18 protein-coding genes are annotated in these 22,672 nt (G+C 39.6%); 14 read left to right on the top strand and 4 right to left on the bottom strand.

Going from position 1 to position 22,672, the window contains the following annotated elements:
- The first annotated feature begins 219 nt into the window (after positions 1-219).
- The 6 genes from ACESMA_RS08610 to clpB all read left to right on the top strand — a co-directional run bounded on the left by ACESMA_RS08610 (position 220) and on the right by clpB (position 10,528).
- A complete protein-coding gene (locus tag ACESMA_RS08610) occupies positions 220-1,182 on the top strand; it encodes a hypothetical protein (RefSeq protein WP_372948389.1) in 963 nt (320 codons plus the stop codon).
- 44 nt (positions 1,183-1,226) lie between these two features.
- Positions 1,227-2,000 carry a hypothetical protein gene (locus tag ACESMA_RS08605; protein WP_372948388.1) on the top strand — a complete coding sequence of 258 codons (774 nt, stop codon included), beginning with the start codon at positions 1,227-1,229 and terminating at the stop codon, positions 1,998-2,000.
- 67 nt (positions 2,001-2,067) lie between these two features.
- Positions 2,068-3,015, top strand: coding sequence for a hypothetical protein (locus tag ACESMA_RS08600; RefSeq protein WP_372948387.1), 948 nt, complete (start codon positions 2,068-2,070; stop codon positions 3,013-3,015).
- A gap of 261 nt (positions 3,016-3,276) precedes the next feature.
- Positions 3,277-6,183 carry an Ig-like domain-containing protein gene (locus tag ACESMA_RS08595; protein ID WP_372948386.1) on the top strand — a complete coding sequence of 969 codons (2,907 nt, stop codon included), beginning with the start codon at positions 3,277-3,279 and terminating at the stop codon, positions 6,181-6,183.
- A gap of 4 nt (positions 6,184-6,187) precedes the next feature.
- Positions 6,188-7,099, top strand: a complete 912-nt coding sequence (locus ACESMA_RS08590; RefSeq protein ID WP_372948385.1) for a type IX secretion system membrane protein PorP/SprF — start codon at positions 6,188-6,190, stop codon at positions 7,097-7,099.
- 840 nt (positions 7,100-7,939) lie between these two features.
- A complete protein-coding gene (gene clpB / locus ACESMA_RS08585; protein ID WP_372948384.1) occupies positions 7,940-10,528 on the top strand; it encodes an ATP-dependent chaperone ClpB in 2,589 nt (862 codons plus the stop codon).
- A gap of 88 nt (positions 10,529-10,616) precedes the next feature.
- On the opposite strand, the gene ACESMA_RS08580 is transcribed toward clpB, so the two are convergent.
- Positions 10,617-10,796, bottom strand: a complete 180-nt coding sequence (locus ACESMA_RS08580; protein WP_372948383.1) for a Lacal_2735 family protein — start codon at positions 10,794-10,796, stop codon at positions 10,617-10,619.
- A gap of 366 nt (positions 10,797-11,162) precedes the next feature.
- Between ACESMA_RS08580 and ACESMA_RS08575 the strand changes: the two genes are divergently transcribed.
- Complete coding sequence (locus tag ACESMA_RS08575) at positions 11,163-12,233, top strand: DNA methyltransferase (protein WP_372948382.1); 1,071 nt, start codon at positions 11,163-11,165, stop codon at positions 12,231-12,233.
- Here the strand turns inward: ACESMA_RS08575 and ACESMA_RS08570 are convergent.
- Positions 12,222-13,109: a hypothetical protein gene (locus ACESMA_RS08570; RefSeq protein ID WP_372948381.1), complete on the bottom strand. Its 888-nt coding sequence runs from the start codon at positions 13,107-13,109 to the stop codon at positions 12,222-12,224. The two genes, ACESMA_RS08575 and ACESMA_RS08570, sit on opposite strands and share 12 nt — an antisense overlap.
- Before the next feature lie 957 nt (positions 13,110-14,066).
- Positions 14,067-14,549, bottom strand: a complete 483-nt coding sequence (locus ACESMA_RS08565) for a hypothetical protein (protein ID WP_372948380.1) — start codon at positions 14,547-14,549, stop codon at positions 14,067-14,069.
- 62 nt (positions 14,550-14,611) lie between these two features.
- Between ACESMA_RS08565 and ACESMA_RS08560 the strand changes: the two genes are divergently transcribed.
- The 3 genes from ACESMA_RS08560 to ACESMA_RS08550 all read left to right on the top strand — a co-directional run bounded on the left by ACESMA_RS08560 (position 14,612) and on the right by ACESMA_RS08550 (position 16,126).
- A complete protein-coding gene (locus tag ACESMA_RS08560) occupies positions 14,612-14,872 on the top strand; it encodes a hypothetical protein (RefSeq protein WP_372948379.1) in 261 nt (86 codons plus the stop codon).
- Between the two features lie 346 nt (positions 14,873-15,218).
- Positions 15,219-15,653 (top strand): IS200/IS605 family transposase, encoded by a 435-nt coding sequence (gene tnpA / locus ACESMA_RS08555; protein ID WP_372948378.1) that lies wholly within the window; start codon positions 15,219-15,221, stop codon positions 15,651-15,653.
- 206 nt (positions 15,654-15,859) lie between these two features.
- Positions 15,860-16,126, top strand: a complete 267-nt coding sequence (locus tag ACESMA_RS08550; protein ID WP_372948377.1) for a hypothetical protein — start codon at positions 15,860-15,862, stop codon at positions 16,124-16,126.
- Between the two features lie 141 nt (positions 16,127-16,267).
- On the opposite strand, the gene ACESMA_RS08545 is transcribed toward ACESMA_RS08550, so the two are convergent.
- Positions 16,268-18,514 carry a GH92 family glycosyl hydrolase gene (locus tag ACESMA_RS08545; protein WP_372948376.1) on the bottom strand — a complete coding sequence of 749 codons (2,247 nt, stop codon included), beginning with the start codon at positions 18,512-18,514 and terminating at the stop codon, positions 16,268-16,270.
- Between the two features lie 277 nt (positions 18,515-18,791).
- Here ACESMA_RS08545 and ACESMA_RS08540 point away from each other — a divergent pair, with 277 nt between their 5' ends.
- From ACESMA_RS08540 to ACESMA_RS08525, 4 genes are all read left to right on the top strand, one after another.
- On the top strand, positions 18,792-19,283 hold the full coding sequence (locus tag ACESMA_RS08540) for a hypothetical protein (protein ID WP_372948375.1): 492 nt from the start codon (positions 18,792-18,794) through the stop codon (positions 19,281-19,283).
- Between the two features lie 252 nt (positions 19,284-19,535).
- Positions 19,536-20,567 carry a sensor histidine kinase gene (locus ACESMA_RS08535; RefSeq protein WP_372948374.1) on the top strand — a complete coding sequence of 344 codons (1,032 nt, stop codon included), beginning with the start codon at positions 19,536-19,538 and terminating at the stop codon, positions 20,565-20,567.
- On the top strand, positions 20,568-21,662 hold the full coding sequence (locus tag ACESMA_RS08530) for a sensor histidine kinase (RefSeq protein ID WP_372948373.1): 1,095 nt from the start codon (positions 20,568-20,570) through the stop codon (positions 21,660-21,662).
- Positions 21,634-22,671, top strand: a complete 1,038-nt coding sequence (locus tag ACESMA_RS08525; RefSeq protein WP_372948372.1) for a hypothetical protein — start codon at positions 21,634-21,636, stop codon at positions 22,669-22,671. Before ACESMA_RS08530 ends, ACESMA_RS08525 begins: the two co-directional genes overlap by 29 nt.
- Position 22,672: the final 1 nt, after the last annotated feature.

The raw sequence follows: 22,672 nt of genomic DNA, 5'->3' as shown, positions 1-22,672 counted from the left end.
GTTAATCTCGAATTGGGCGAAAAAAATTATATTTGTCCCGTTTTTGAGTCTGCAAACCGATATTGGACGGAAGACACAAAAAAAATAGAGAAGATTTTGGCAGAATAATTTTTTGATTTTTAAAAACCAAAAATAAAAAACGGGCAAACAGTTGGGCGTCCTCTTCGTTTGAAGACCGGCTGTTTTGCTGCTGGAAAACTATAACCTTAAAGAAAGTGGATGGCTGAACCTTTACATGCCAGTTCGAAATTAAAAAATTGCTTCCAGGAGCGGATGTTTTTCAGAAAAGCACCTGCTCTGTTTTTATTGCTTTTGTTTTTAATGTTTTTTTCTTCAAATCCCCTTCAGGCACAAATTACTTCAACCAGCAATGGTAATTGGAGTTCCCCAGGCACATGGGGAACGGGTTCTGTTCCAACAGCCACAGATAATGTTGTCATAAATGATATTGTAACAATACAGGCTGGAACAACTGCTGAAGTTAATGATTTAACAATTAATGCTACTGGAAAATTGATTGTTTATGGAACTTTGATAGTCAACAACGATATGACAATGAATTTTCAGGGCAACAATGAGTCGGAATTTGTGATGGGAGTCAATTCGCTCGTTTTGGTAAAGGGCAATGTTCATTTAACAAATAAAGTTAGCCTGAATCTTTCCAGTTATTTTATTGTGATGGGTAACCTGACAAAAGATGGGGCAACTCAACAGGGAGACATTGTGATAAACGATGCCAGTATTTATATTTTCGGAACAATTAACGAAAATACAGGTTTGGTTGCTTGTGATAATTACGATGGATTAACCCAAACCAATACGGACGACTGCCATTCTGGTACCGAAACCTCCCTTGAGGAAAATGTGGACGGTGGAATCATTCCTCCTTATATTGTGGAATTAATTTATGAATGTAACCCGCCTCAAATCACCAATCCCGGTGACATCAATTCCTGCGGCAGTCTTACTTTACCTGCTATTTCGGGATCAAACCTTAGCGGAAATGCAGCATATTTTACCGGACCTGGGGGCACTGGAAGTTTACTGAATCCCGGAGATGAAATAACAATCTCAATCACTTTATATATTTATGACGATGCCGGTGGTGGATGTGTGGACGAGGAAAATTTTACAGTAACAATTTATCCGTTCCCAGCAACCGGTGAAATAATCCCTGACTAAAAATGAAAAATTGTACAAAAAATAATAACCAAAAAATCAAAACAATGAAAAAAGTATTTACATTTTTAATGACTGCCACCGCCCTGCTGCTGATAAGTTCCGGGGTAATGGCACAGGATGGGGAAACGCCTTTTGTGGGTTCAACTCATAACTATACAGTTGAACCCGAAAGTACATCTAATTCTCTCACCTGGAGTATTGTAGAGTCTACGGGTTACATTATTAATTCCCAAACCATTGATGGGGATAATTCTGTTGCAAATATAACCTGGACAACAGCAGGTTCATACAAATTGCAATTTACTGAATTGGACGGAACAACAAATTGTGCAACTATCAAAGAACTTGAAATAACAGTTTCTGAAAACACCTTCGATGTAACTGCAGTTGCGCCTGCTGCCACCTGTAATGCTGCCGACGGCATGGTAAATTATGCAGGAACTGATGTTACCACAGAAGTTTCTTTTGTAGTGGATATGAAAACCGACGATGCAGCTTTCAATCCAAACTGGGAGTTTAGTTTTACTTTAATTTCTTCCAGCGGTGCAACTGTTGCCAATGTATCAGCCGGTTCCGGAACGCTTTCTGAAAGTGGTGGAACATATACACTAACTGATCTGACGAGTACATCCGGCGCAGGTTCAGTTACCATTACAATGGATGCAACCGGAGAACTTTACAGTGCTGAAGATGTGATTTTAACTTTTACATCTGCCAAAGAACTGACATACAATACACCCGATGTTGACAGTGATGACTGGACAGCCACACAAAGCATCAACCCAATACCGCAAACATCAGATATTTCAACTGATTAGGAATTATAAAACTTTATAAATTAACATTTTAAACAAATTATTTTATTCACAATTAAAATTTACAAACATGAAAAAGCTATTTATTCTTTTGGCCGCGGTTGCCTTAACCGCAATGAGTGCAAAGGTTTTTGCACAAACAAATACCGGAACTGAACCTTCGATTGGATCAATACACAAGTATTGGGTAAATGGAACATTTGAAACTCCAACTGAAGCTGGTGAAACCAGTACTTACACGTGGTGGATTAGTACAACTCCAGGAAACCTTTTAACACCTACTGCATTAACAAGTGATTTTGAAGTTATTACAACAAATGGTGGAGTTGAATATAACACTGGAACTGTTGGAGGTAATAGTATTGAATTAAAATGGAACCCAACTGCATCAACAACAAACTATTATTATTTGGTAGTACAGGAAGTTGGAGTTGACCCTTTATGTACTAACATTAAAGCAATTCCAATTTTGCCAACCAACAATTTCACATTATTATTTGAAGCTCTTGCTTCAGACGGTACTACTTTGACAGATGATCCTACTCGTTGTCCGGTTGATATTGCACTTTCTGCTGATGGAGCAGATATTACTTACAATTACGGAACCGACAATTTCATGTTTAAACTGACGGCATCTGATCTTTATTCAAGCTGGTCATTTGTTGGAACCTTTGTCGAAACTATCAATACTGATGTAACAGTGGAATATAAAATTGGAGAAGCAGGAACCTTTGCTGAGTGGGATGATGAACCGAATCTTACAGTTCCTGCCAATGGGGCTGGTTCAGAAGTTGTTTATTTCCGTGTAAATGTGAATAACGGCACATCTGATGATGCTGCATTCGAAGAAAATCTTTCAGAAAAAACGATTACACTTACCTTGTCAGATGTTGAAGACGATGGTGAAAATGCCGTTACTGAAATAACCAATAATGCAGGGACTGATATTACTGCTACTCCTGTTCAGACTCAAACTATTCAAGCTCGTCCGTCAACAACTGGAATACAGACTGACTAATAGTTTTAAAATGAATAATAGCTTTTCAAAATACAGCTTTTGGGCAGGGAAAAATTCCCTGCCCAACCGGGCTGGATGTTGTAAGGCATTGGAATGGTCTGAACCGGATTTTTCTTTACAGGGACGTAAAGGTCACTATTGATTTGAATGGAAAAAGATTATGTAAAGAAAGTCTTTTAAGTATATGTAAATGATTTTAATGATATGATTTGCGAATTCTTCGTGATTTAGTGGCTAAAAAATAAAAGTATGCGCGCATAAATGCGAACAGTTTTTAAATACAGGCGCCTGGTATTGTCGGCAATACTGACGATTTGGGCTGTGGCTTTTGCTGCGGCACAGGAGCACTTTGTAGTTTCTGTTGGCGAAACACGCTCGTATTTTGTTGAAGAACGCACGGGAAGTGAATATGAATGGACTGTTTTCAACGAACCAACTTTTTCCATTTCAGCCACTGATCCCGAGGTGGTTTTCCCCAATGGAAATACCGGTCACATTATCAATATTCAGTGGGATAAACCAGGTTTGTATTACATCGCGGTGGTTGAAACGGATATTTCAGGGTGCACTAATTCCAAAGCAATGTCCGTAACTGTTATACCGAATAACCGGTCAGTAGGTTTTGAGTCTGTAGCAAGTCAATCCTGTTTTAATAGTTCAGAAAACAGTTTTGAATTACCTCTTATAATACTGAATAATGACGGTCTGCCGCTCACTTCAAATTATTTTCCGCTAAAAATTGAATTCAATGTAAACGGCTCAACTCATTCAGTTCTGCTTGAGTTCAGTCTGCAAAAATTACAGATAAGTGATGAGTGGTTCAGTACCGGACCCGGAATTAGCACACCAGTTACCGTTGAATTAATAAGTATTACAGATGACAATGATGTGCCGTTGCAACTTACCAATGCTGTTCATAAGCACACCATCCATGCTATACCAGAAATTGAATTTGAAAATCCGTTGCCGGAAACAATCGCTTTGTTTTCCAGCCATACATTCAGGGTCTTATCTGGTACAGATTTTATGCATGAATGGTGGTTTACCGATGAATTTAACAACCGTAATGATTTTATTTCCACTTCACATTCCACTGAAGAACGCTTCTGGGATTCCGAAGGCAACTATGAACTTTTTGTGCAGGCAACCGATGCCAACGGGTGTTTGTCTGAAATCATTTCAAAATCCTTTGCAGTTTCCGAAGTGGAAGGATTTATTCCTTCACTGGTGGCATTGCCTGACATCAATATGGGGTATGAAAATACCAAACTGTTTGGCGATGTAAGCATCAATGACTTCGATTTTCTTAACCAGGATGCCGGCGTGGTTTACACACTTGAGGGTGAAGGAATTAACGGACTAACATTTTTCGATAACGGAACTTATGAATATACACCACCGGACGGATTCACCGGGAAAGTGAATTTCAGTTATCGGGTTTGTTATTTAAACCAAAGCAACGAATGTACCGGCGCTGATGTGGAAATCAGAATATTGCCACTGGAAACAACGAATAATATAGCTCCCGTTGCAGTTACCGATGTAGCGCTAACCCTGCCCGATCAAACTGTTTTCAGTATTTTACTGGCAAATGATATTGACCCCGACGGATTTGGTGTGCCATTGAATGTGAATACTACTCCTTTATCAGGCCCGCAAAACGGAACTGTGGTTATAAACAACGACGGCAGCTTTGCCTACACACCTTTTCCGGGCTATAAAGGTATTGACCGGTTTATGTATCGCATTTGTGATTCGGGGTCACCTGTTGAATGCGATTCAGCCTGGGTGTATGTATTTGTGAGCGATTTTGGAGATGGAGTGCAGAAACCCATTTCGGCATCGGATGATATGTATTTGCATGTGGCGGGTGGAATTTACAGCCTTCGTGAAAATGATCATGACCTTTTGGGTGAAAATCTGGTGTACAATTCTGAGGCGGTGATTTCAACGTCTCACGGAACAGTGCAGATTTATCCCGATGGTACTTTTACTTATGTTCCAGAAGAAGGATATGTGGGAGTTGACTGGTTCGTTTACCAGGTTTGCAATACCAATGATCCTCAGGAATGTGTGCAGGGAACCGGATTTATTTTGGTTGCTCCGGGTAACCAGTGGGTTGAACTGGCCGGAAGAGATACCACCATCGGCAATTGCAATCCTTTTACACTGGCTGCCCTCAATCTGAGTGAATCATTTAACTACAGATGGGAACCTGCCGAATTGCTTGACGATCCCAACAGCCGGACTCCGGTTTTTGTGCCAGGCGAAACCACACTATTTACGCTCACCGTTTCGAATGAATATGGTTTTAGTGCTGAAGATTCTGTTTGGGTTAATGTTTCTAAAGTTGTAGCCGATGCGGGGGAAGATGTATTTATGTTCGGCGGTGAGTCGGCAGTTCTGGAAGGAAACAGCAGTTTGGGTACCGGCTTGCAGTACTTGTGGAAGACTTCCGACGGCATTATTGAAAGTGGTGAAACAACAGCCAACCCGGTGGTGAGTAAAACAGGAACATATATTTTGCAGGTTACCAACCAGTTTGGCTGTTCCGATGTGGATTCGGTTACCGTCGGTTTGCTGGCTTCTGCACCGGTGGCGCTCGACGATTACGACACTACTCAATACCGCATTTCTGTTAAAATAGATGTTCTGGCCAACGATTATGATGTGGACGGCGATTTAGATTCGGCTTCACTGGCAGTTTCCGTGCAACCCATGTTTGGTTCGGCTTCGGTTGATTATACAGGTCCGGCAATTGTTTATGATCCGGACAGGAATTTCCACGGGAACGACTATTTTGAATACCGCATTTGCGATTTGGCCGGAAATTGCAGCAATGCCATGGTTTACGTGTTGATAAACGATTTTCGCTTTTTTATTCCCAACGCATTCTCACCCAACAACGATGGGGTAAACGACTATTTTGAAATTCAGGGTATTGAACATTACCAGGGGAATAGCATCGAAATATTTAACCGCTGGGGCAACCGGGTTTACCGGGCCAATAATTATGGAATTGAAACGTCACCAACATTTTGGGATGGAAAATCGAATACCGGCGTAAGATTGGGGAACGAGGAATTGCCCGGCGGAACTTACTTCTACGTGCTCGATTTGGGCAACGGTGAAAAACGTATTGTTGGTTCGGTTTATTTAGACAGGTAGCAAAATGATGGTAAGAAAGAAAATAACACAACTTGCAATTCTGCTGCTTATTTTAAGCGGAAGTACAGGTGTATCCATTGCCCAGCAAGACCCGATGTACACGCAGTACATGGATAATCTGCTGATAGTGAATCCGGGTTATGCAGGCACCAAAGAAATTGGTAATTTTATGGTGGTGGCCCGTAATCAGTGGGTGGCATTCGACGGTGCACCGCGTACACGGACATTTTCTTTTCATACCCCCATAAAGGATTTGAATTTGGGAGTTGGCTTTTCTGTTTTGTCCGATAAAATAGGGCCGCTTACGCAAACCGGGCTCTATTTCGATTATTCGTATTGGTTGCGGTTGAATCAGGATTTCAGGCTTAGTCTTGGTCTGAAGGGTGGCTTCTCATTTTACCGTGCCGACCTTGTCTCACTGGAAACCATTAATCCTGACCCGATTTACCAGCGGGATATCTTTAAAAACTTCCTGCCAAACTTTGGTGTGGGAGGATTTCTTTTTTCTGAAAAAACGTATGTGGGCATTTCGGTACCTAAACTCGTTGAAAACAGTATCAGCCGCGAAGACTATTCTTCAGAATATGTTGGCAGGGAAAAGATTCATTTATACCTGATGGGAGGTCACATTTTCACGGTGAACGAATTCATTAAAATTAAAAGCCACTCCATGCTGAAGGTTGTGAAAAATGCCCCGGTTTCCTTCGATTTAACTGCACTTGGGGGTTTAAAAGATCGGTTCTGGTTTGGAACCATGTTGAGGTTTGGCGATTCCTGGGGGCTTCTGGCACAACTTAATGCCACCGAAAACATGCTGATTGGATATTCCTACGATTTAAGTTTTTCAAAACTGAATACTTTCAATAATGGCACCCACGAAGTGATGGTAAGTTATAACCTGAACTTTTTTAAATAGATACAAATATGTTTCCTGAGAGTCTTATACTAAAAACGGGATATGTTTATACATATATGTAAGTTGACAAAAAGTAATTGCTCCCGAATGCTCAGCGTTTTTGTAGAGTATGACTGTTTTATATTATTGAATGTTAAAGGAAAATAAATGAGTATGTTATCAATAAAATTACTCGCCTTAAAAATGGCGGTGACATTTTATTTTTTAATATAATCTTTTTCGGAGAGCAATAAGGTAATAAGGTAAAAATCAAACGTGTAACTATTCTACCAAGGTTAATGCATTGAAAATAAGGTTTTTCTGGTTTCGAATAAACCTTATTTTATTTCATCAAACCTACTATATAACTAAAGCAGAAAGCGACAGCGTCGCGATAATATTTGTAGAACAATTGATGTTGATTTAAAATGAAGGTGCAGCGCACCGCAATATCTCTTATGTTACGGTGCGCTGCACCTTCATGATATAATTAAAATCTCAATCTACAAATATCAGGGTGCGCTGCACCTGTTGCCTTTAAGTTATTCTTTTTGATGTTCGTTTCAAAAATCGGGGGGACTTAGTAAAAATGGCAAACAATAAATAAGTGAATTATATAACACATTCACTAAAATGAATATCATTTAAAAAATCGCTAAATGCTCGGGACCAACTAAATTCAGTTGGCACATTTTATACCTTACACAGCTTAATTTCTCTTTTCCCTGCCAAAAAATCACTTCAAAAATTCTTTTTCAGAAATAATTTCATCATATTTCTTTGTTTACGTGACAAATTGACTGTCAGTAATTTATGGATTGTAATTTGTAGCTGATTTTCGGAATTTTAAAGAGTAGTGATATGAATCTGAATAATTTTACCATAAAGGCCCAGGAGGCCGTCCAACATGCATTTCAAATTGCACAGGGAAATAACCAGCAAAGTATTGAACCCGGCCATATTTTGAAAGGATTGACCCATTCCGCCGAAAATGTGCTGGAATTTTTGTTGAAAAAGTTGGGCGTAAATATTTCCATTTTTCAACAGGCGGCTGACAAGATCATTGAATCGTACCCGCGGGTAACCGGCGGTGAACCCTATATCTCTACAACGGCCAACCGTGTGCTGCAAAAAGCCTTGGCGCTGGCTCAGGAAATGGGCGACCAGTATGTTTCGGTAGAACACATTTTACTGGCACTGCTTGATGGGGGCGATTCTGTAAGCCGCTTAATGAAAGACAACGGCATTTCCAAAAATGATTTGCAAAAAGCCATACAGGAACTGCGCAAAGGCTCCAAAGTGGACAGTCAAACTGCTGAAGACCGTTTCAATTCGCTCAACCGGTTTGCCCTGAATTTGAATGAAAGGGCGCGTTCAGGGAAACTTGATCCGGTGATCGGCCGTGATGAGGAAATCCGGCGGATTTTGCAGATTCTTACCCGTCGTACCAAAAACAACCCGATTCTGATAGGCGAGCCCGGAACCGGAAAAACCGCTATTGCCGAAGGTTTGGCCCACCGGATTGTGCGTGGCGATGTGCCCGAAAACCTGAAATCCAAACAGGTTTTTTCGCTCGATATGGGCGCATTGATTGCCGGCGCCAAATACAAAGGTGAATTCGAAGAAAGATTGAAAGCAGTGGTAAACGAAGTGGTGCATTCCAACGAAGAAGTGATTCTGTTTATCGACGAAATTCACACCCTGGTGGGCGCCGGAAAAAGCGAAGGCGCCATGGATGCGGCCAATATTCTGAAACCGGCACTGGCCCGTGGTGAGTTGCGCGCCATTGGTGCAACTACGTTTAACGAATATCAAAAATATTTTGAAAAAGATAAAGCGCTCGAACGCCGTTTCCAGGTGGTGAAAGTGGACGAACCAGATACACTCAGCGCCATTTCTATTCTGCGTGGAATAAAAGAACGGTACGAAAGTCACCACAAAGTACGGATAAAAGACGATGCTATTATTGCGGCAGTGGAGTTATCGCAACGTTACATTTCTGACCGGTTTTTACCCGACAAAGCCATCGACCTGATGGATGAGGCTGCGGCCAAACTGCGTCTGGAAATGGATTCGGTGCCGGAAGAGCTGGATGAAATTGAACGCCGCATCAAACAACTGGAAATTGAACGTGAAGCCATTAAGCGCGAAAAGGATCATAAAAAACTGGATTCGCTGGGTGGAGAAATTTCAAATTTAAAAGAAGAACAATCCCGGTTGCGCGCCAAATGGGAAAGTGAAAAGCAGGTTATTGACTCCATTCAGAAAAAGAAAGCTGAAATTGAAGATTACAAATTTGAAGCTGAAGATGCCGAACGTCAGGGCCGTTACGACCGTGTGGCCGAACTGCGTTACGGAAAAATAAAAGAGGCTGAGAATGAAATTGAAAAGCTTCAAAAAGAGTTGCAAAAAATGAAAGCTGGCGACAGCCTGATTAAAGAAGAAGTTGACGCCGAAGACATTGCCGAAGTAGTTGCCCGCTGGACCGGAATTCCGGTTTCGAAAATGTTGCAGAGCGAACGCGAAAAGTTGTTGCTCATGGAAGACGAGTTGCATAAACGTGTGGTAGGGCAGGATGAAGCCATTGCTGCCGTTTCGGACGCTGTTCGCCGCAGTAGGGCCGGTTTGCAGGACGAAAAGCGCCCCATTGGGTCGTTTATTTTTCTGGGTTCAACCGGTGTGGGAAAAACCGAGTTGGCCAAAGCACTGGCCGAATACCTGTTCAACGACGAGAACATGATTACCCGCATCGACATGTCGGAGTACCAGGAAAAATTTTCGGTTACCCGGCTTATCGGCAGTCCTCCCGGATATGTGGGTTACGACGAAGGCGGCCAGTTAACCGAGTCTGTTCGCCACAAACCCTATTCGGTGGTTTTATTCGACGAAATTGAAAAAGCACACCCTGATGTGTTTAACGTCCTGCTTCAGGTGCTCGACGATGGCCGGCTGACTGACAACAAAGGACGGACGGTCAACTTCAAAAACACCATCATCATTATGACTTCCAACCTGGGGTCGCACCTCATTCAGGAAAGTTTTGAAAACCTGGATGCCGATAATATGGGCATAGTGATGGAGCAAACGCGGAACCAGTTGCTGGAGCTTTTGCGTAAAACCATCCGGCCCGAGTTTCTGAACCGCATTGACGAAACCATTGTGTTTACGCCACTTTCGCGTGCAGACATCAACCAGATTGTAAAACTGCAGTTTAACCAGGTGGTAAAACGGTTGTCGGGTACCGATGTGAAAATCAGCCTGACCGAAAAGGCCATCGACTGGCTGGCTGCGGTAAGTTACGACCCGCACTTTGGCGCACGGCCGGTAAAACGGATTTTACAGAAATATGTGCTGAACGAATTGTCGCGCAGAATTCTGTCAGGCCAGGTGGACAAAAGCAAACCCATTGAAATTGATGTGGAAAATGAGGGACTGGTTTTTGGGAATTAGTGTGAATGCCAGCAGTGGTTTCTATCTAAAATGACTGAAAAAGGAAAACAGGATTCCGAGGCGAATTAAAATAATATGACACTCATCTTTAGGATGACTGCGTTTGCGTCAGTTTCTCAATCTGCTTCAGAACCTGCTCTGCCTCGGCATATTTTGCATCGCTGGCTTTTCGGTTGATGGTGGATAATTCATATCCTTCCTGCATCAGTTTGTCGTATTTTTTGTTCAATTTCTCTGCTTCTGTTTTCTTTTTGAATAATCCGAACATAATTTGTTTGTTTAAATTTTGCATATAAATGTTTAAACATTAAACGAATAGTTGCTTCATTTGTTTACGGATTTTGGAAATCTTGCTCATATTACATTCGAAAATTGAATAGATGCGAAGGATTGGAACTCTACAATCAAATTAAACCTGCTAAATGGGACGGAAAATTGTATCTGGGGTACTCCTGACGACTTGGCGAACCGTCCCGAGCAATCGGAATGGTGTGAGAGGTGCTCCGGTGGGCTTAACAGCTCACCGGCCATCTACTCGATTATACACCGTGTTTTATTCTTCACTTATTCTTTCAAATCTAATAAATTTTTATTTACATTTGTTGTGTAAACATGTATAAGGTTGTTTAAGGATATGGAAAAATATTTGTCTGTAAGTAAAGCTGCTGAAATTTTGGATATTAGCCCGGAAACGTTGAGAAGATGGGATAATAATGGTAAATTTAAAAGTTCCAGACATCCAATTAATAATTATCGAGTTTATTCCGAAAAACAGGTTTTGGATCTTGTCCAAGATTTGCAATTGGATTTACAATATCGTTCAAAATCGCAAAACTTTGAAGTTTTACAACCATTTTTTGAAACTCCGAATGGGAAATTATTTAAATGTGATGCAATAAAATATTTAAAACAACTTGAATCCAATTCTGTGGATTTAATTTTTGCTGACCCTCCTTATAACATCAAAAAAGCTGAGTGGGATTCATTTTCAAGTCAAAAAGAATATGTTGACTGGAGTATGGAATGGATTTCTGAGGCACATCGAGTACTTAAAAAAACGGGGTCATTATATGTTTGCGGCTTTTCTGAGATTTTGGCTGATATTAAATGGGCTGCTTCTCATCTTTTTAAAGGTTGTAAATGGTTAGTATGGTTTTATCGTAATAAGGCTAATTTAGGGAATGACTGGGGACGTTCGCATGAAAGTATTTTACATTTTCGAAAATCGAAGGAAATTATTTTTAATATTGACAAAATTAGAATTCCTTATAATGCGCATACTTTAAAATATCCCAAGAGAACACAAGCCGAATCTTCCCAGTATTCGAATGGTAAAAAAAAGGATTACAGTTGGGAACCAAATCCACTTGGAGCGAAGCCTAAAGATGTACTTGAAATTCCTACCATTTCTAATGGCGCATGGGAGAAGTATCCGCATGTAACTCAAAAACCAGTAGAATTACTGAGGAAAATTATTTTAGCCTCGTCGAATATTGATAGTTTAATTTTAGACCCATTTGGTGGTTCTGGTACAACTTATGCAGTTGCAGAAGCTTATGACAGAAGATGGTTGGGAACAGAGTTGGAATTGGAATATTGCGAAATTATCCAAAAGCGTTTAATGGATTCAGAACATATTTATAGAATTTCAAATGCAAAAGATGAAAACGAATCCAAAGAACGAAGAAAAAAATTAAGGAGTTAATAAGGTTTTTATATCAGTCGTTATTAATTCTGAGAATTGTTTCATGTAGTTTGTGTAAGGTGCTTTTGTCGCTGTTGGCGGAGGGTCTAAATAATATACTCCTTCAAGCTTCCCAATGAATTGAGTGTACACTAAAAATGAACCGGAAACTAAAGTGTAACTGATATTATCAGTATCTTTTCGTTGTACATCATTCAAAAAAATACCTATTATTTTTTGGGGATGGTTTACAAATTTTTCCAATAAAATTTTATCTAAAAACATTTTACCCATTCGGTCTTTTGATGTGGTTTTGACAGAAACTACGACCTCATTGGGATTAAGGTCTTTAGAAGTAGATTTAACTTTTGGGTATGGTGATAATACTACATCATTTTCACTTTTATAATATTTTATGCTTTTATCACTTGTATATGGGATTTTTAATACCAGTCTTTTATTAGTAATACCTATTTCTGTGAAAACACATCTAACCAGCTCTTCAAATCTATTGCCAACATGCTTCCTTGCACTATTTGGGTGTACAGTCAAATCTAAACCAACACCAATTGATTGTTGGATTGTATAAAGAACCGAGTCAATAATGTCCTTCTCAATTTTATCAGTTTTTTTGCCAGTTTTAACTTTAGCAAGAACTAATTGAAATGCCTTAAAATTGTCTTTGAAATTTGTTGGACTATTAATAAATATTTTCTTATTAATTGGTCTTAGATACTTAGTAGTCCCTGAATTTGTGCTTACATAAATAATGTAATTATTTTTTTCTTTTGACCCACTAAGAACATTTGGAAGATATTCGAGAACTCTTATTGTAATATCCTGAAAATCTGCAATATTATTCTTTGCGGTTTGTAAATCTTCTCCTAGTGGTGTCATTTTTTATTTTCAAAGATAATTTAATAGTTCAAATTTTAGTTGAATTGCGCTTTTTTTCAACATGGTGTATAACTATGTTGTCTGTGATCCAAAGCTTTACAATATTTTTTTTCAGTGGAAATTTTATCATCCTTTCTTATTTAATATTTGCATATCATCGAACGGATTTATAATGTTTTGTAAGCCCTCGCTGCTGTATCTGTGACGGAAAGTACAAGTTTAATATTTTTTGGTTCCTCAAAATTCTAAAAAACCAATTTGACCATTCTGAACCTCAGCGTTGAGCTTTTTTGCTTCAAATTATACCCTCCGGGCCTCAACGTTGAGCCTTTTTACCTCAAATTTGATTATCTGAGGTTAAAGTTTGATCCTTTAAGCCTCACGTTTGACCCTCTGAGGCCGGAGGTTGAACCATTTTGCCTCAAATTATATTCTTGGAACCTCAAATTTGAGTCTTTGAGGTACACCCCCCCACTTCGGAAGTACCACTCCCCACCTCGGTAGTACCCCCCTGAGGGATTTTTCGGAGATCACATCACATTTTTGCGGGCAACATCTGATTGACTAAAAAATCATGTGTAAATATATGTAAATCAAGTAAAGACAAAAAGAAAAAGGGTATTGGATGAACAGCGTTTATTTCTGAGTGATAAAAACCTTATTCTTTTTATTAAACCTTAGTAGCACAATCGGTTTACAAAACCTTTAAACCTTATTTTTCCAATCAAATGAAAATAAAAACAGGTACGGTTTTTAAAACATTTTCAGGATGTGTTTGGAAATAAGGTGAATAAGGTTTCAGGTAGCCGGTTGAACGAAGCTACTAAGGTTAACACCCGGAAATAAGGTTTTTGGTGTTTAAAATAAACGTTACCCCACATGTTGAACTGGTCCGGTTTCGGGGTGGGCAAAAAGGCCAAAAAAAAAGGCGCCTGGTGGGACGCCCCTTTTTTGCTTTTAATCGGCGGAAGGCTTTGGATCTCCGTTGCCCGATTTTGTTTTTTCAAACCGTTTTTTCAGGTCGTCGTAAATCGATTTGGCCCCCGGCACATTCATTTTGGTGGCCTGTTTTACCGAGTTGTAATAACTCAGCGCATTTACATAACTTTCTCCCCCGGCTTCCATAACCGTATCGTCGAGGCCGTCGTTTAATGCTGTAACGGTGCGCAAAAGCGGAGTAAGCTGTTCTGTAACTTTCATATCGCCGGCCAGGCCTTCGCGATCCATGTACGGTGGTGCAAACTGGGGTGCAGTTTGGCAGTACTCAAGGGTTTTTTCAACAAACGGGACTGTTTTGTCGCTCATTTTTGGGATAGTCCTTCTTTCCTCGGGAGTGAGTGCAATTAAATAAGGTTGCAGCACTGATGCCACTTCATTTAACTTTTGGGTTACTTCTGTAATAACCTCGTCAGGAATTGTAAAATTGATTTTGTTGTCCATAATTTGGAGTTTTTAAAATGTTAATGGTTTGTAAATATGTTTAAAAGCGTAGGCAATTTAATATGAATATCAGAACATTACAAAAAAATAAATTAAAAAAACCTACATTGTGCTATAAAACATTTTTTGTGGCGGAGGAGCGAGGATGTAAAAAAGGTAAAAAAAATATTCGCACCAGCAGCGCCAGACTGAACATATTTTGTGAAAAAGTATTTTGTATTATTTGCCGTCCGATTTATCGGACGGGTTTTAATCAATTAAAAATCTTTTTTCAGTATTTAATTAAAACCAGCGCCAGGCTTCAGCCTGGTGTAATGTGTTAAAGCCGATGTAACCGAAGCCGGCTTGAAGCCGGCTTTTTGTTTGAAGGGTTGCTTGAATTATTCACCATGCTAAAGCATGGCGCTAATTTTTTCCAGGATTTATTTAAAACCAGGGCCAGGCTTCAGCCTGGTGTTTTATTGAGTAAAAGCAACAAATACCAGCCGGCTTGAAGCCGGCTTTTTGTGTTAAAAAAATTTCTCATTTGATTGAATGGATTTTTTAAATTAAATTGTTGTTTGAAAATCAGATGAATCAAAATTAGCTCCAGGCTTCAGCCTGGTGTGTTTTAAAAGAAAAGAATAATAAATCAGCCAGCTTCTAGCCGGCTTTCAAACAAATAAAACTATGTTGCATTCGTTCGTTCGAAATTATCTCCACATTACCTGGTCAACCAAAAACAGAGTTAGGCTTTTTACAGGTAGTTCAAAAATTGAATTGAAGAATTTTATTCTCGAAAAATCCAAAGAAATTCAATGCCCGATCCTGGCAATAAATGTTCAGCCTGAACATATTCATCTTTTAATTGATTTGCCTGCAAATGTTTGTTTATCTGATTTTACAAAAATGATAAAAGGATCATCATCACATTGGATGAACGAGCAAAATCTGATTCAGGGGAAATTTTCGTGGCAAAGGGGGTACGGAGCTTTTTCGGTAAGTGCATCTCAACTGGATGCAGTGAAAAAGTATATTCGAAATCAGGATGAGCATCACAAAAGAAAAACCTTTGAAGAGGAATATCAGGAATGGAAAAAGAATTATGGTTTTTTTAATGATTGAACTGATATTCATGAAAGCCGGCTGAAGCCGGCTGTTGGTTTTATGTTTTACCTTTCTTCACCATGCTAAAGCATGGCGCTTATTTTTTCCAGGATTTATTTAAAACCAGTGCCAGGCTTCAGCCTGGTTTAATGTGTTAAAGCCGATGTAACCGAAGCCGGCTTGAAGCCGGCTTTTTGTTTGAACGGTGGTTTGAATTATTCACCATGCTAAAGCATGGCGCTAATTTTTTCCAGGAATTATTTAAAACCAGCGCCGGGCTTCAGCCTGGCGTGATGTGCAAAAAGCGAAATAAACGAAGTCGGCTTGAAGCCGGCTTTTTGTTTGAACGGTGGTTTGAATTCTTCACCATGCTAAAGCTTGGCGCTAATTTTTCCCAATATTTATTTAAAACCAGCGCCAGGCTTCAGCCAGGTGTTTTATTGAGTAAAAGCAACAAATACCAGCCGGCTTCAAGCCGGCTTTTTGTTTGAACGATGGTTTTAATTATTCACCATGCTAAAGCATGGCGCTAATTTTTCCCAGTATTTATTTAAAACCAGCGCCAGGCTTCAGCCTGGTGTTTTATTGAGTAAAAGCAACAAATACCAGCCGGCTTCCAGCCGGCTTTTACTTTATTGCACAAACTCCAGCTTCCCACCTTTCTTCAATTCATCATGATTTATTACCGGCTCAATTTCTTTTCCGTTCAGTTTTACAGAAGAAAATGTGCCGTATTGATTTCCGGGTGTGGTTTCCAGAACAAAACTTTTACCGGAATAATATTTTTTATTCAAATTAAAAGTCACTTTTTCAAATGTTGGCGAAGATAGCTGGTATTCGTTACTTCCGGGACAAACCGGGTAAAAACCTGCTGCGCCAAACACATACCAGGCCGACATTTGCCCGGAATCGTCATTGCCCGAAATTCCGCCGGGTCCGGTGCCGTATTCGGTTTGTAAAATGTGTTTAACGGTTTCCTGTGTTTTTTGCCATTGCCCCACGTAGTTGAACAAATATGGAATCTGATGGCTGGGTTCATTTCCGTGCCAGTATTCTTTGTTGTCGATGAGCGCATTCAGCTTTTGGGCAAAAGGTTCTTTCCCGCCCATTAAATCCATTAAACCTTCCACATCGTGCGGTACATACCAGGTGTAATGTTTGGGTGTTCCTTCGGTAATGTAAAACATATCTCCGTTGGCATCAAACTCGTCGGTAAATGTTCCGTCGCCATACCGTCCGCAAACCCAGCCTTTGTCCGGGTCGAACACATTGGCATAATTGAGCGACCGTGCCATCAACTCGTTGTAATCATCTGTTTCTCCCAGTTTTTGGGCAACCTGTGCCACAGCCCAGTCGTTGTAAGCATATTCCAGTGTGCGGGAAACCTGTTCGTTCCGGTGAAAAGCATGTGGAACTTCGTCTTCTATAGGAATGTATCCGAACTGCAAATACGAATCCAATGCCCGGCGGCCTTTTCCATCGATATAATCATCCATATTTTTCGGGGTTTCAAAAGCATTTTTCCGCATAAATTGGTATGCTTTTTCTGTGTCGAACTCAAAACCTTTCGCCAGCGCATCGGCAATAATGGCTGTACTGTGGTCGCCAATCATGGCCGAAGTGTAGCTGTTCCACATGGGGAAAACGGGCAACCATCCGCCCTGTTCAGCTTTTACAATAAGCGATTTTACCATGTGTTCATACTGTTCGGGAGCCACAAGGCTTACCAGCGGCATTTGCGCCCTGAAAATATCCCAGTTGGTAAAATCGCAGTAATATTCAAACCCATTGGCTTTTTGAACGGTTTCGCCACCGCCAAATTGCGGATACTCGCCGTTTACATCGCTGAATAATCTGGGGTGGATGAAGCTGTGGTACATGGCAGTATAAAATTTGGTAAAATCATCATCTGAGCCTCCTTCCACATCAATTCTTCCCAGAATAGTATTCCATGTTTTGTCGAGTTCAGATTTTGTTTTGTCAAAATCCCAGTGCGGAATTTCGGTTTCCATATTTTGGCGGGCATTTTCAATGCTGGTAAACGAAGTGCCCATTTTCATTTTAAGGGCTTCGCCTTCAGCTAAATTGAACGTAACATAGGCGCCTAAATAGTTATTGTTTTGCAATTCATTGGTTCCATGAAAAAGTTCGTTGTTCCCAAAAGTTCCGGTTTTGCTAAACGGTTTATCAAACCGGGCCACAAAATAGCCGCTGAAACCGGCTGGTTTTCCACTGCCGTTGTAAATGCGGTGCACCGGATTGTATCCGTAAACTTCTCCCTTTTCAGCATCAATTTTTATGTATCCTTCACCTTCATCGCTGTTCACATCAATTATTACGGTTGCATTTTCAGGTTCGAGCCACGAAAACCGGAAGAAACCAGTTCGCTTTGTAGCTGTTATTTCTGTCAGAATATTTTTTTCGGGCAACATGGCAGCGTAATATGCAGGCGATGATTTATCTGCATCGTATATATACAATGTTTTCCGCTGCGTTGGCAAAAACCTGAATTCCTCACCGGTAACTGTTGGGAAAACAGTGAAGCTTCCGTAATCCTGCACGCAGGAGCCGCTAGTCCAGTGGGTGGCCCGAAAACCTTGGAGGGTGGGCGTTCCCCAGTAAAACGGGGCAATACATTTTGTTTCAGTATTATGGGTTTGAGGCGTCCACTGGGTCATGCCAAACGGAGCTGTTACAGCCGGAATAGTTTGGCCATAATGTTCCTGTGTTCCCCTGTCTTTTGTAGCAGAGGGTGTTGTTGCCGGGCCCGTGCCAATCAGCAGGTCAATATATTGAAGGTAATTTTTATCTTCTTTTTGTGCACAACTTGCCAAAAAAATAAGTGCAAGAAATAAAGTCGGAATGCGTAGAATCTTCATATCACAGGTTTTTTAAAAGGTTTTTAAAATGAAGTTCCAAAAATAAGAAAACAGGATAAATATTCGCTGTTTTAGCAGTTCTGGTTTTGGTCTGTTTTTCAAATTTTCTCTCAAAAAAATGCAAACGGCCAATAAAAGACTACCAACTACTAAAATCTCCATTTATGGGTTGGAATGCGCAGATTGTTGTTGAAAAAGGTTCGGTTATTGAAATAAATTGTTGCCATTCAAAAGGTTACTTACATTTGGGTCAGTGAAACAATAAACAATTATTATCATGAAAACAAAAATGTATTTTTTAGGAGTGTTTTTGCTGGCGTTAGTTATGGGTGTTTCTGCAAAAATTAAAGAAGGTCAGGCTATTACTGGAAACTCATTAACTAATTTCGGGAAATATACCATTGAAATGTCAGAATCTCCGATGGTTATTAACAACCAGGCAGTTACCACTTATGAATTAATGTATGAAAAAACGGCCAATCCGGTTCGAATTGGCGTAGTTAAAGGGAAAAAGAGTACCACTTTTGTGGTTCGTTCCGACCAGTTTGAAGTACAGTATGCATTCGAAAAAGGAATTTTCGGTGTACAGAAAATGGAGAAAAAGTACCGTGAATTGCCCGAAGCAACCTGCGATTCCAAATTCAATAAAGTGAGTTATTATTCCCAACGCGTAATTACACAAAAACCAAAATCCGAAGACGAACTGCTGGGACTGATTGCATGTTATTTTCCCAATTTGGTTGACGAACAGTACCACGCCCAATTCTGATTTTGAATAAACAGAATCTGGAATTCTGAAAAAGATATTAAACAGCGCAATTTTTTTCATGGAGATGAAAAAATGAGCCTCTGCCAGAGGGCAGGGGCTTTATTTTCAATAAACGGTAACATTTTGTCAGCCAACAACTGTATTTAGTCTGTAAACCGTAGGGTTTTGAATGAATTGATTCTGACATTCAGTAGTTTGCAGTTTTTTATCTCGGTTGGTTCACGTATCTTTCCGGTCAGAAACAATTAAACGATGAACATCCTGGGGAAATTTTCAAAAAGGTACCGGCGAATTATTACCCATTTTTTGTTTTGGACATTTTATGTGCTGTTCTTTGGTTCGGTTTATGGTAAGTACGGGCAAAACTTTCAGTGGTATTTTATTGAATCGCTTTGCATGTTGCCTTTTGTTATGGCAGCAACTTACACCACTGTTTATGCTATTTTACCGTTTTACCTGAAAACCCGCAAACTTGTTTTAACAGTTTTACTTGTTGTTGCAGTATTGATGCTGGCCACTCTTGGCGAACGGGTTTTTTTAAGGCTGATTAATGGTTTGCCAGTAACATCCGATTCAGTTTTAGGCGTAACATTTCTTTACCTGTTTTTGGAAACCAATTTTATGGTAGCCATTGCATTTGCCATAAAAATTGTAAAAAAGTGGTTCGAACAACAAACCGAAAAACATGAAATGGAAAAACAAAACCTGAAAAAAGAGTTGCATTTATTGAAAGCACAATTACAGCCGCATTTTTTGTTTAATACCATGAATAATTTGTATTCATTATCTGTTTCAGAATCGGCAAAAACTACCGAAGGAATTGCGCAAATGGCATCATTGCTTCAGGCCGTTTTATACGAATGTAACGAATCTGAAATTCCGGTGGAACAAGAGGTTAAACTCGTTGAAAATTATGTGGAACTCGAACGGCTACGCTATGGTTCAGATTTGAATTTGAGTTTTAAAATATCGGGGCCGGTAGAAAAATGGAAAATTGCACCCATGTTACTTTTTACCTTTGTTGAAAACTGTTTTAAACACGGTGGCAGTCGAAAAAACGGGAAATTCGACATTGAAATTATCCTCATTGCTTCTACAGAAAAACTTCTTTTTCAGATTGAAAACAGTTTGCCTGCACAAAAGAAGGTGCGCGAGAAGAATACTGGCGGGGTAGGAGTTCGAAACGCAAAAAAACGACTCGAGATTCTTTACAAAAACAGGTACCAGCTTATTATTAAAGAAAAAACTCAAACCTGGAAAGTTTCTTTGGAACTGGAGAAATAAATGAATAGGTATATTTTCGATATCAGACTAAAATACAGAATAATACGGCATATAATTCTGTTTATTGGAACCGTATTGCTGTTTACGTTTGTTTTATTTTATCAGGATAAAAGTAAAAGTTTATCGGAATCTCTGATGGTTACTTTAATCAATTCAGTTTTCTTTTTCGGATATGCCTACATTGTTTTGTTTCTTCTTATTCCTGAATTTCTTTTAAAAAATAAAATTGGCTGGTTTATGTTGCTTTTATTACTGGTGGGCACTGCACTTTCGGCCCTTAAGTTTGCCGTATCTGACGAAATATTTTATGCATCCATTGCTCCGGAAAATTTTCAGCCCGGAAGCATGAAAGGATTGCGTTTTATGCTGGTGAATACAAAAGACATGACTTTTATTGTTGCACTGTTTTGTGTTGCGAAATTTACCAAAGATTATGTTTTTACCGAAAGTCAGCGAAAAAAGCTGGAGGTGCAAAATCGCGAAGCCCGGCAACGTTTACTTCAAAGCCAGTTAAATCCTCATTTTTTGTTCAATACCATCAATAATTTATATGCATTATCCCTCCTTCAGCCTGAAAAAACAACTGAAATTACCGAAAAGGTGCAGCAGATTTTACGTTACATTGTTGAGCAAAGCCGGCACAATTTTGTGCAATTAACCGAAGAAGTTGACCTGGCGGAAAACTATCTTTCTCTTGAAAAACTTCGCTATGGCAACAGACTAAAAGTTGATTTCAAAAAAAAGGGAGAGCTTTCAACCTGGAAAATACCCCCGATGGTTTTATTTTTTCTTATTGAAAATTGTATAAAACATGGCAGCAGCCCCGACATGGGTGCACCCTGGCTGTTTATCTCCATTGAGTCGCACCCTGAAAATTTGTGGATTAAGGCTGCCAACAGCAAACCAAATAATGGTAGAATATTCAAAGGCGAAAGAAATATTGGAAACGGTTTGCAAAATCTGAAAAACAGGCTGGCCATTCTTTATCCTTCAAAAGGGTATTCCATTCAGATTGATGACAGGGAAAAAGAATTCTCCATTCTGCTACAATTAAAAAAAGAATTAAATGAAATGGGTTCCAAATCATATCGGTAAACAACGAATTCTGCTTCATACAGGCTTTTGGCTGGCGTGGATTATTTCGTTTACCTTGCTGCAAAGTTTGGGGCTTGGCAAAGAAATGTTTTGCCTTTGGTTCAGGTATTATATAATCACGCTTCCGGTTTTTGTGGTACATACCTATTTAATTGCGTACTGGCTAATTCCTCTTACTTTTTACAAAAACCGTTACGGGTTGCTTACGACAGGTATTTTCGTGTTTTTGGTGCTTTTTTCGGTAATCGAACTTGTTGTTTCCAACGAATTGGTTTTTAAACCCTTTGGGAAGAATTACGCATTGGGTACGGATTATCTGAATCTGAAAAATATTCTGATTTCAGGACTTGGCAACCATTACATTATTTTGGTTTTTCTGGCCATAAAAGTAGGGAAAGCCTGGCACGAAACCCAAAACATGAAAAATGCTGAACAGCGCCTGAATGAAGAGGCTGAAATGGAAATATATTATTACCAGCACCAGCCTCGTTTAATGCTTCATTTAATGGATGTTTTGCAGGATACCATTTCAAAATCGCCTCAAAAAGTTCCGGAACTTATCATCCGGATTTCAAATTTTTTCAATCAATTTTTAAACGAAAATCATGCAGACTGGCGGCCTCTTTTAGCTGAAACAGATTTGATGGAAAGTTTTTTAAGTTTAAATAAACTTGCAATGAGCAACCATTTGAAAGCCGAAATTAAACTTAAAGGCAACCTGAAACCATTTGTAATTCCTCCCTTTTTGTTTCTGCCAGTATTGGAATTTGCAATGAAAACAGGAAAAAAGTGTAACGATTTGTTCGAATGCACCGTCTTTGTTACAGCTGAAAACAGAAAATTATATTTTGCTGTTGAATTATGGAGTGAAAACAAATTAGAATTTCCTGAAAGCCACGATTCAGAAATGCTGCGTTTGATGTTACAGCATTACTTCCCGGGTAAATTCAGGTTTACAGAAGAAACCGAAGAAAATTTCCGGATGCTTCAAGTGGAGATTTTTTACTGAA

The sequence above is a fragment of the Mariniphaga sp. genome, assembly GCF_041687215.1.
Classification (GTDB): Bacteria; Bacteroidota; Bacteroidia; order Bacteroidales; family Prolixibacteraceae; genus Mariniphaga.
The sequence above is the reverse complement of the archived record's forward strand: the minus strand, read 5'-3'. Positions and strand labels throughout refer to the sequence as shown.

What these genes read in the sequence shown, in the direction of transcription:
- ACESMA_RS08530 (WP_372948373.1), top strand. Translation starts at nt 20,568, where the DNA reads ATGAATAGGTATATTTTCGATATCAGACTAAAATACAGAATAATACGG.
- tnpA (WP_372948378.1), top strand. Translation starts at nt 15,219, where the DNA reads ATGTTGCATTCGTTCGTTCGAAATTATCTCCACATTACCTGGTCAACC.
- ACESMA_RS08575 (WP_372948382.1), top strand. Translation starts at nt 11,163, where the DNA reads ATGGAAAAATATTTGTCTGTAAGTAAAGCTGCTGAAATTTTGGATATT.
- ACESMA_RS08590 (WP_372948385.1), top strand. Translation starts at nt 6,188, where the DNA reads ATGATGGTAAGAAAGAAAATAACACAACTTGCAATTCTGCTGCTTATT.
- clpB (WP_372948384.1), top strand. Translation starts at nt 7,940, where the DNA reads ATGAATCTGAATAATTTTACCATAAAGGCCCAGGAGGCCGTCCAACAT.
- ACESMA_RS08540 (WP_372948375.1), top strand. Translation starts at nt 18,792, where the DNA reads ATGAAAACAAAAATGTATTTTTTAGGAGTGTTTTTGCTGGCGTTAGTT.
- ACESMA_RS08560 (WP_372948379.1), top strand. Translation starts at nt 14,612, where the DNA reads ATGAATATCAGAACATTACAAAAAAATAAATTAAAAAAACCTACATTG.
- ACESMA_RS08595 (WP_372948386.1), top strand. Translation starts at nt 3,277, where the DNA reads ATGCGAACAGTTTTTAAATACAGGCGCCTGGTATTGTCGGCAATACTG.
- ACESMA_RS08525 (WP_372948372.1), top strand. Translation starts at nt 21,634, where the DNA reads ATGAAATGGGTTCCAAATCATATCGGTAAACAACGAATTCTGCTTCAT.
- ACESMA_RS08605 (WP_372948388.1), top strand. Translation starts at nt 1,227, where the DNA reads ATGAAAAAAGTATTTACATTTTTAATGACTGCCACCGCCCTGCTGCTG.
- ACESMA_RS08550 (WP_372948377.1), top strand. Translation starts at nt 15,860, where the DNA reads ATGCTAAAGCATGGCGCTAATTTTTTCCAGGAATTATTTAAAACCAGC.
- ACESMA_RS08610 (WP_372948389.1), top strand. Translation starts at nt 220, where the DNA reads ATGGCTGAACCTTTACATGCCAGTTCGAAATTAAAAAATTGCTTCCAG.
- ACESMA_RS08600 (WP_372948387.1), top strand. Translation starts at nt 2,068, where the DNA reads ATGAAAAAGCTATTTATTCTTTTGGCCGCGGTTGCCTTAACCGCAATG.
- ACESMA_RS08570 (WP_372948381.1), bottom strand. Translation starts at nt 13,109, where the DNA reads ATGACACCACTAGGAGAAGATTTACAAACCGCAAAGAATAATATTGCA.
- ACESMA_RS08565 (WP_372948380.1), bottom strand. Translation starts at nt 14,549, where the DNA reads ATGGACAACAAAATCAATTTTACAATTCCTGACGAGGTTATTACAGAA.
- ACESMA_RS08545 (WP_372948376.1), bottom strand. Translation starts at nt 18,514, where the DNA reads ATGAAGATTCTACGCATTCCGACTTTATTTCTTGCACTTATTTTTTTG.
- ACESMA_RS08580 (WP_372948383.1), bottom strand. Translation starts at nt 10,796, where the DNA reads ATGTTCGGATTATTCAAAAAGAAAACAGAAGCAGAGAAATTGAACAAA.
- ACESMA_RS08535 (WP_372948374.1), top strand. Translation starts at nt 19,536, where the DNA reads ATGAACATCCTGGGGAAATTTTCAAAAAGGTACCGGCGAATTATTACC.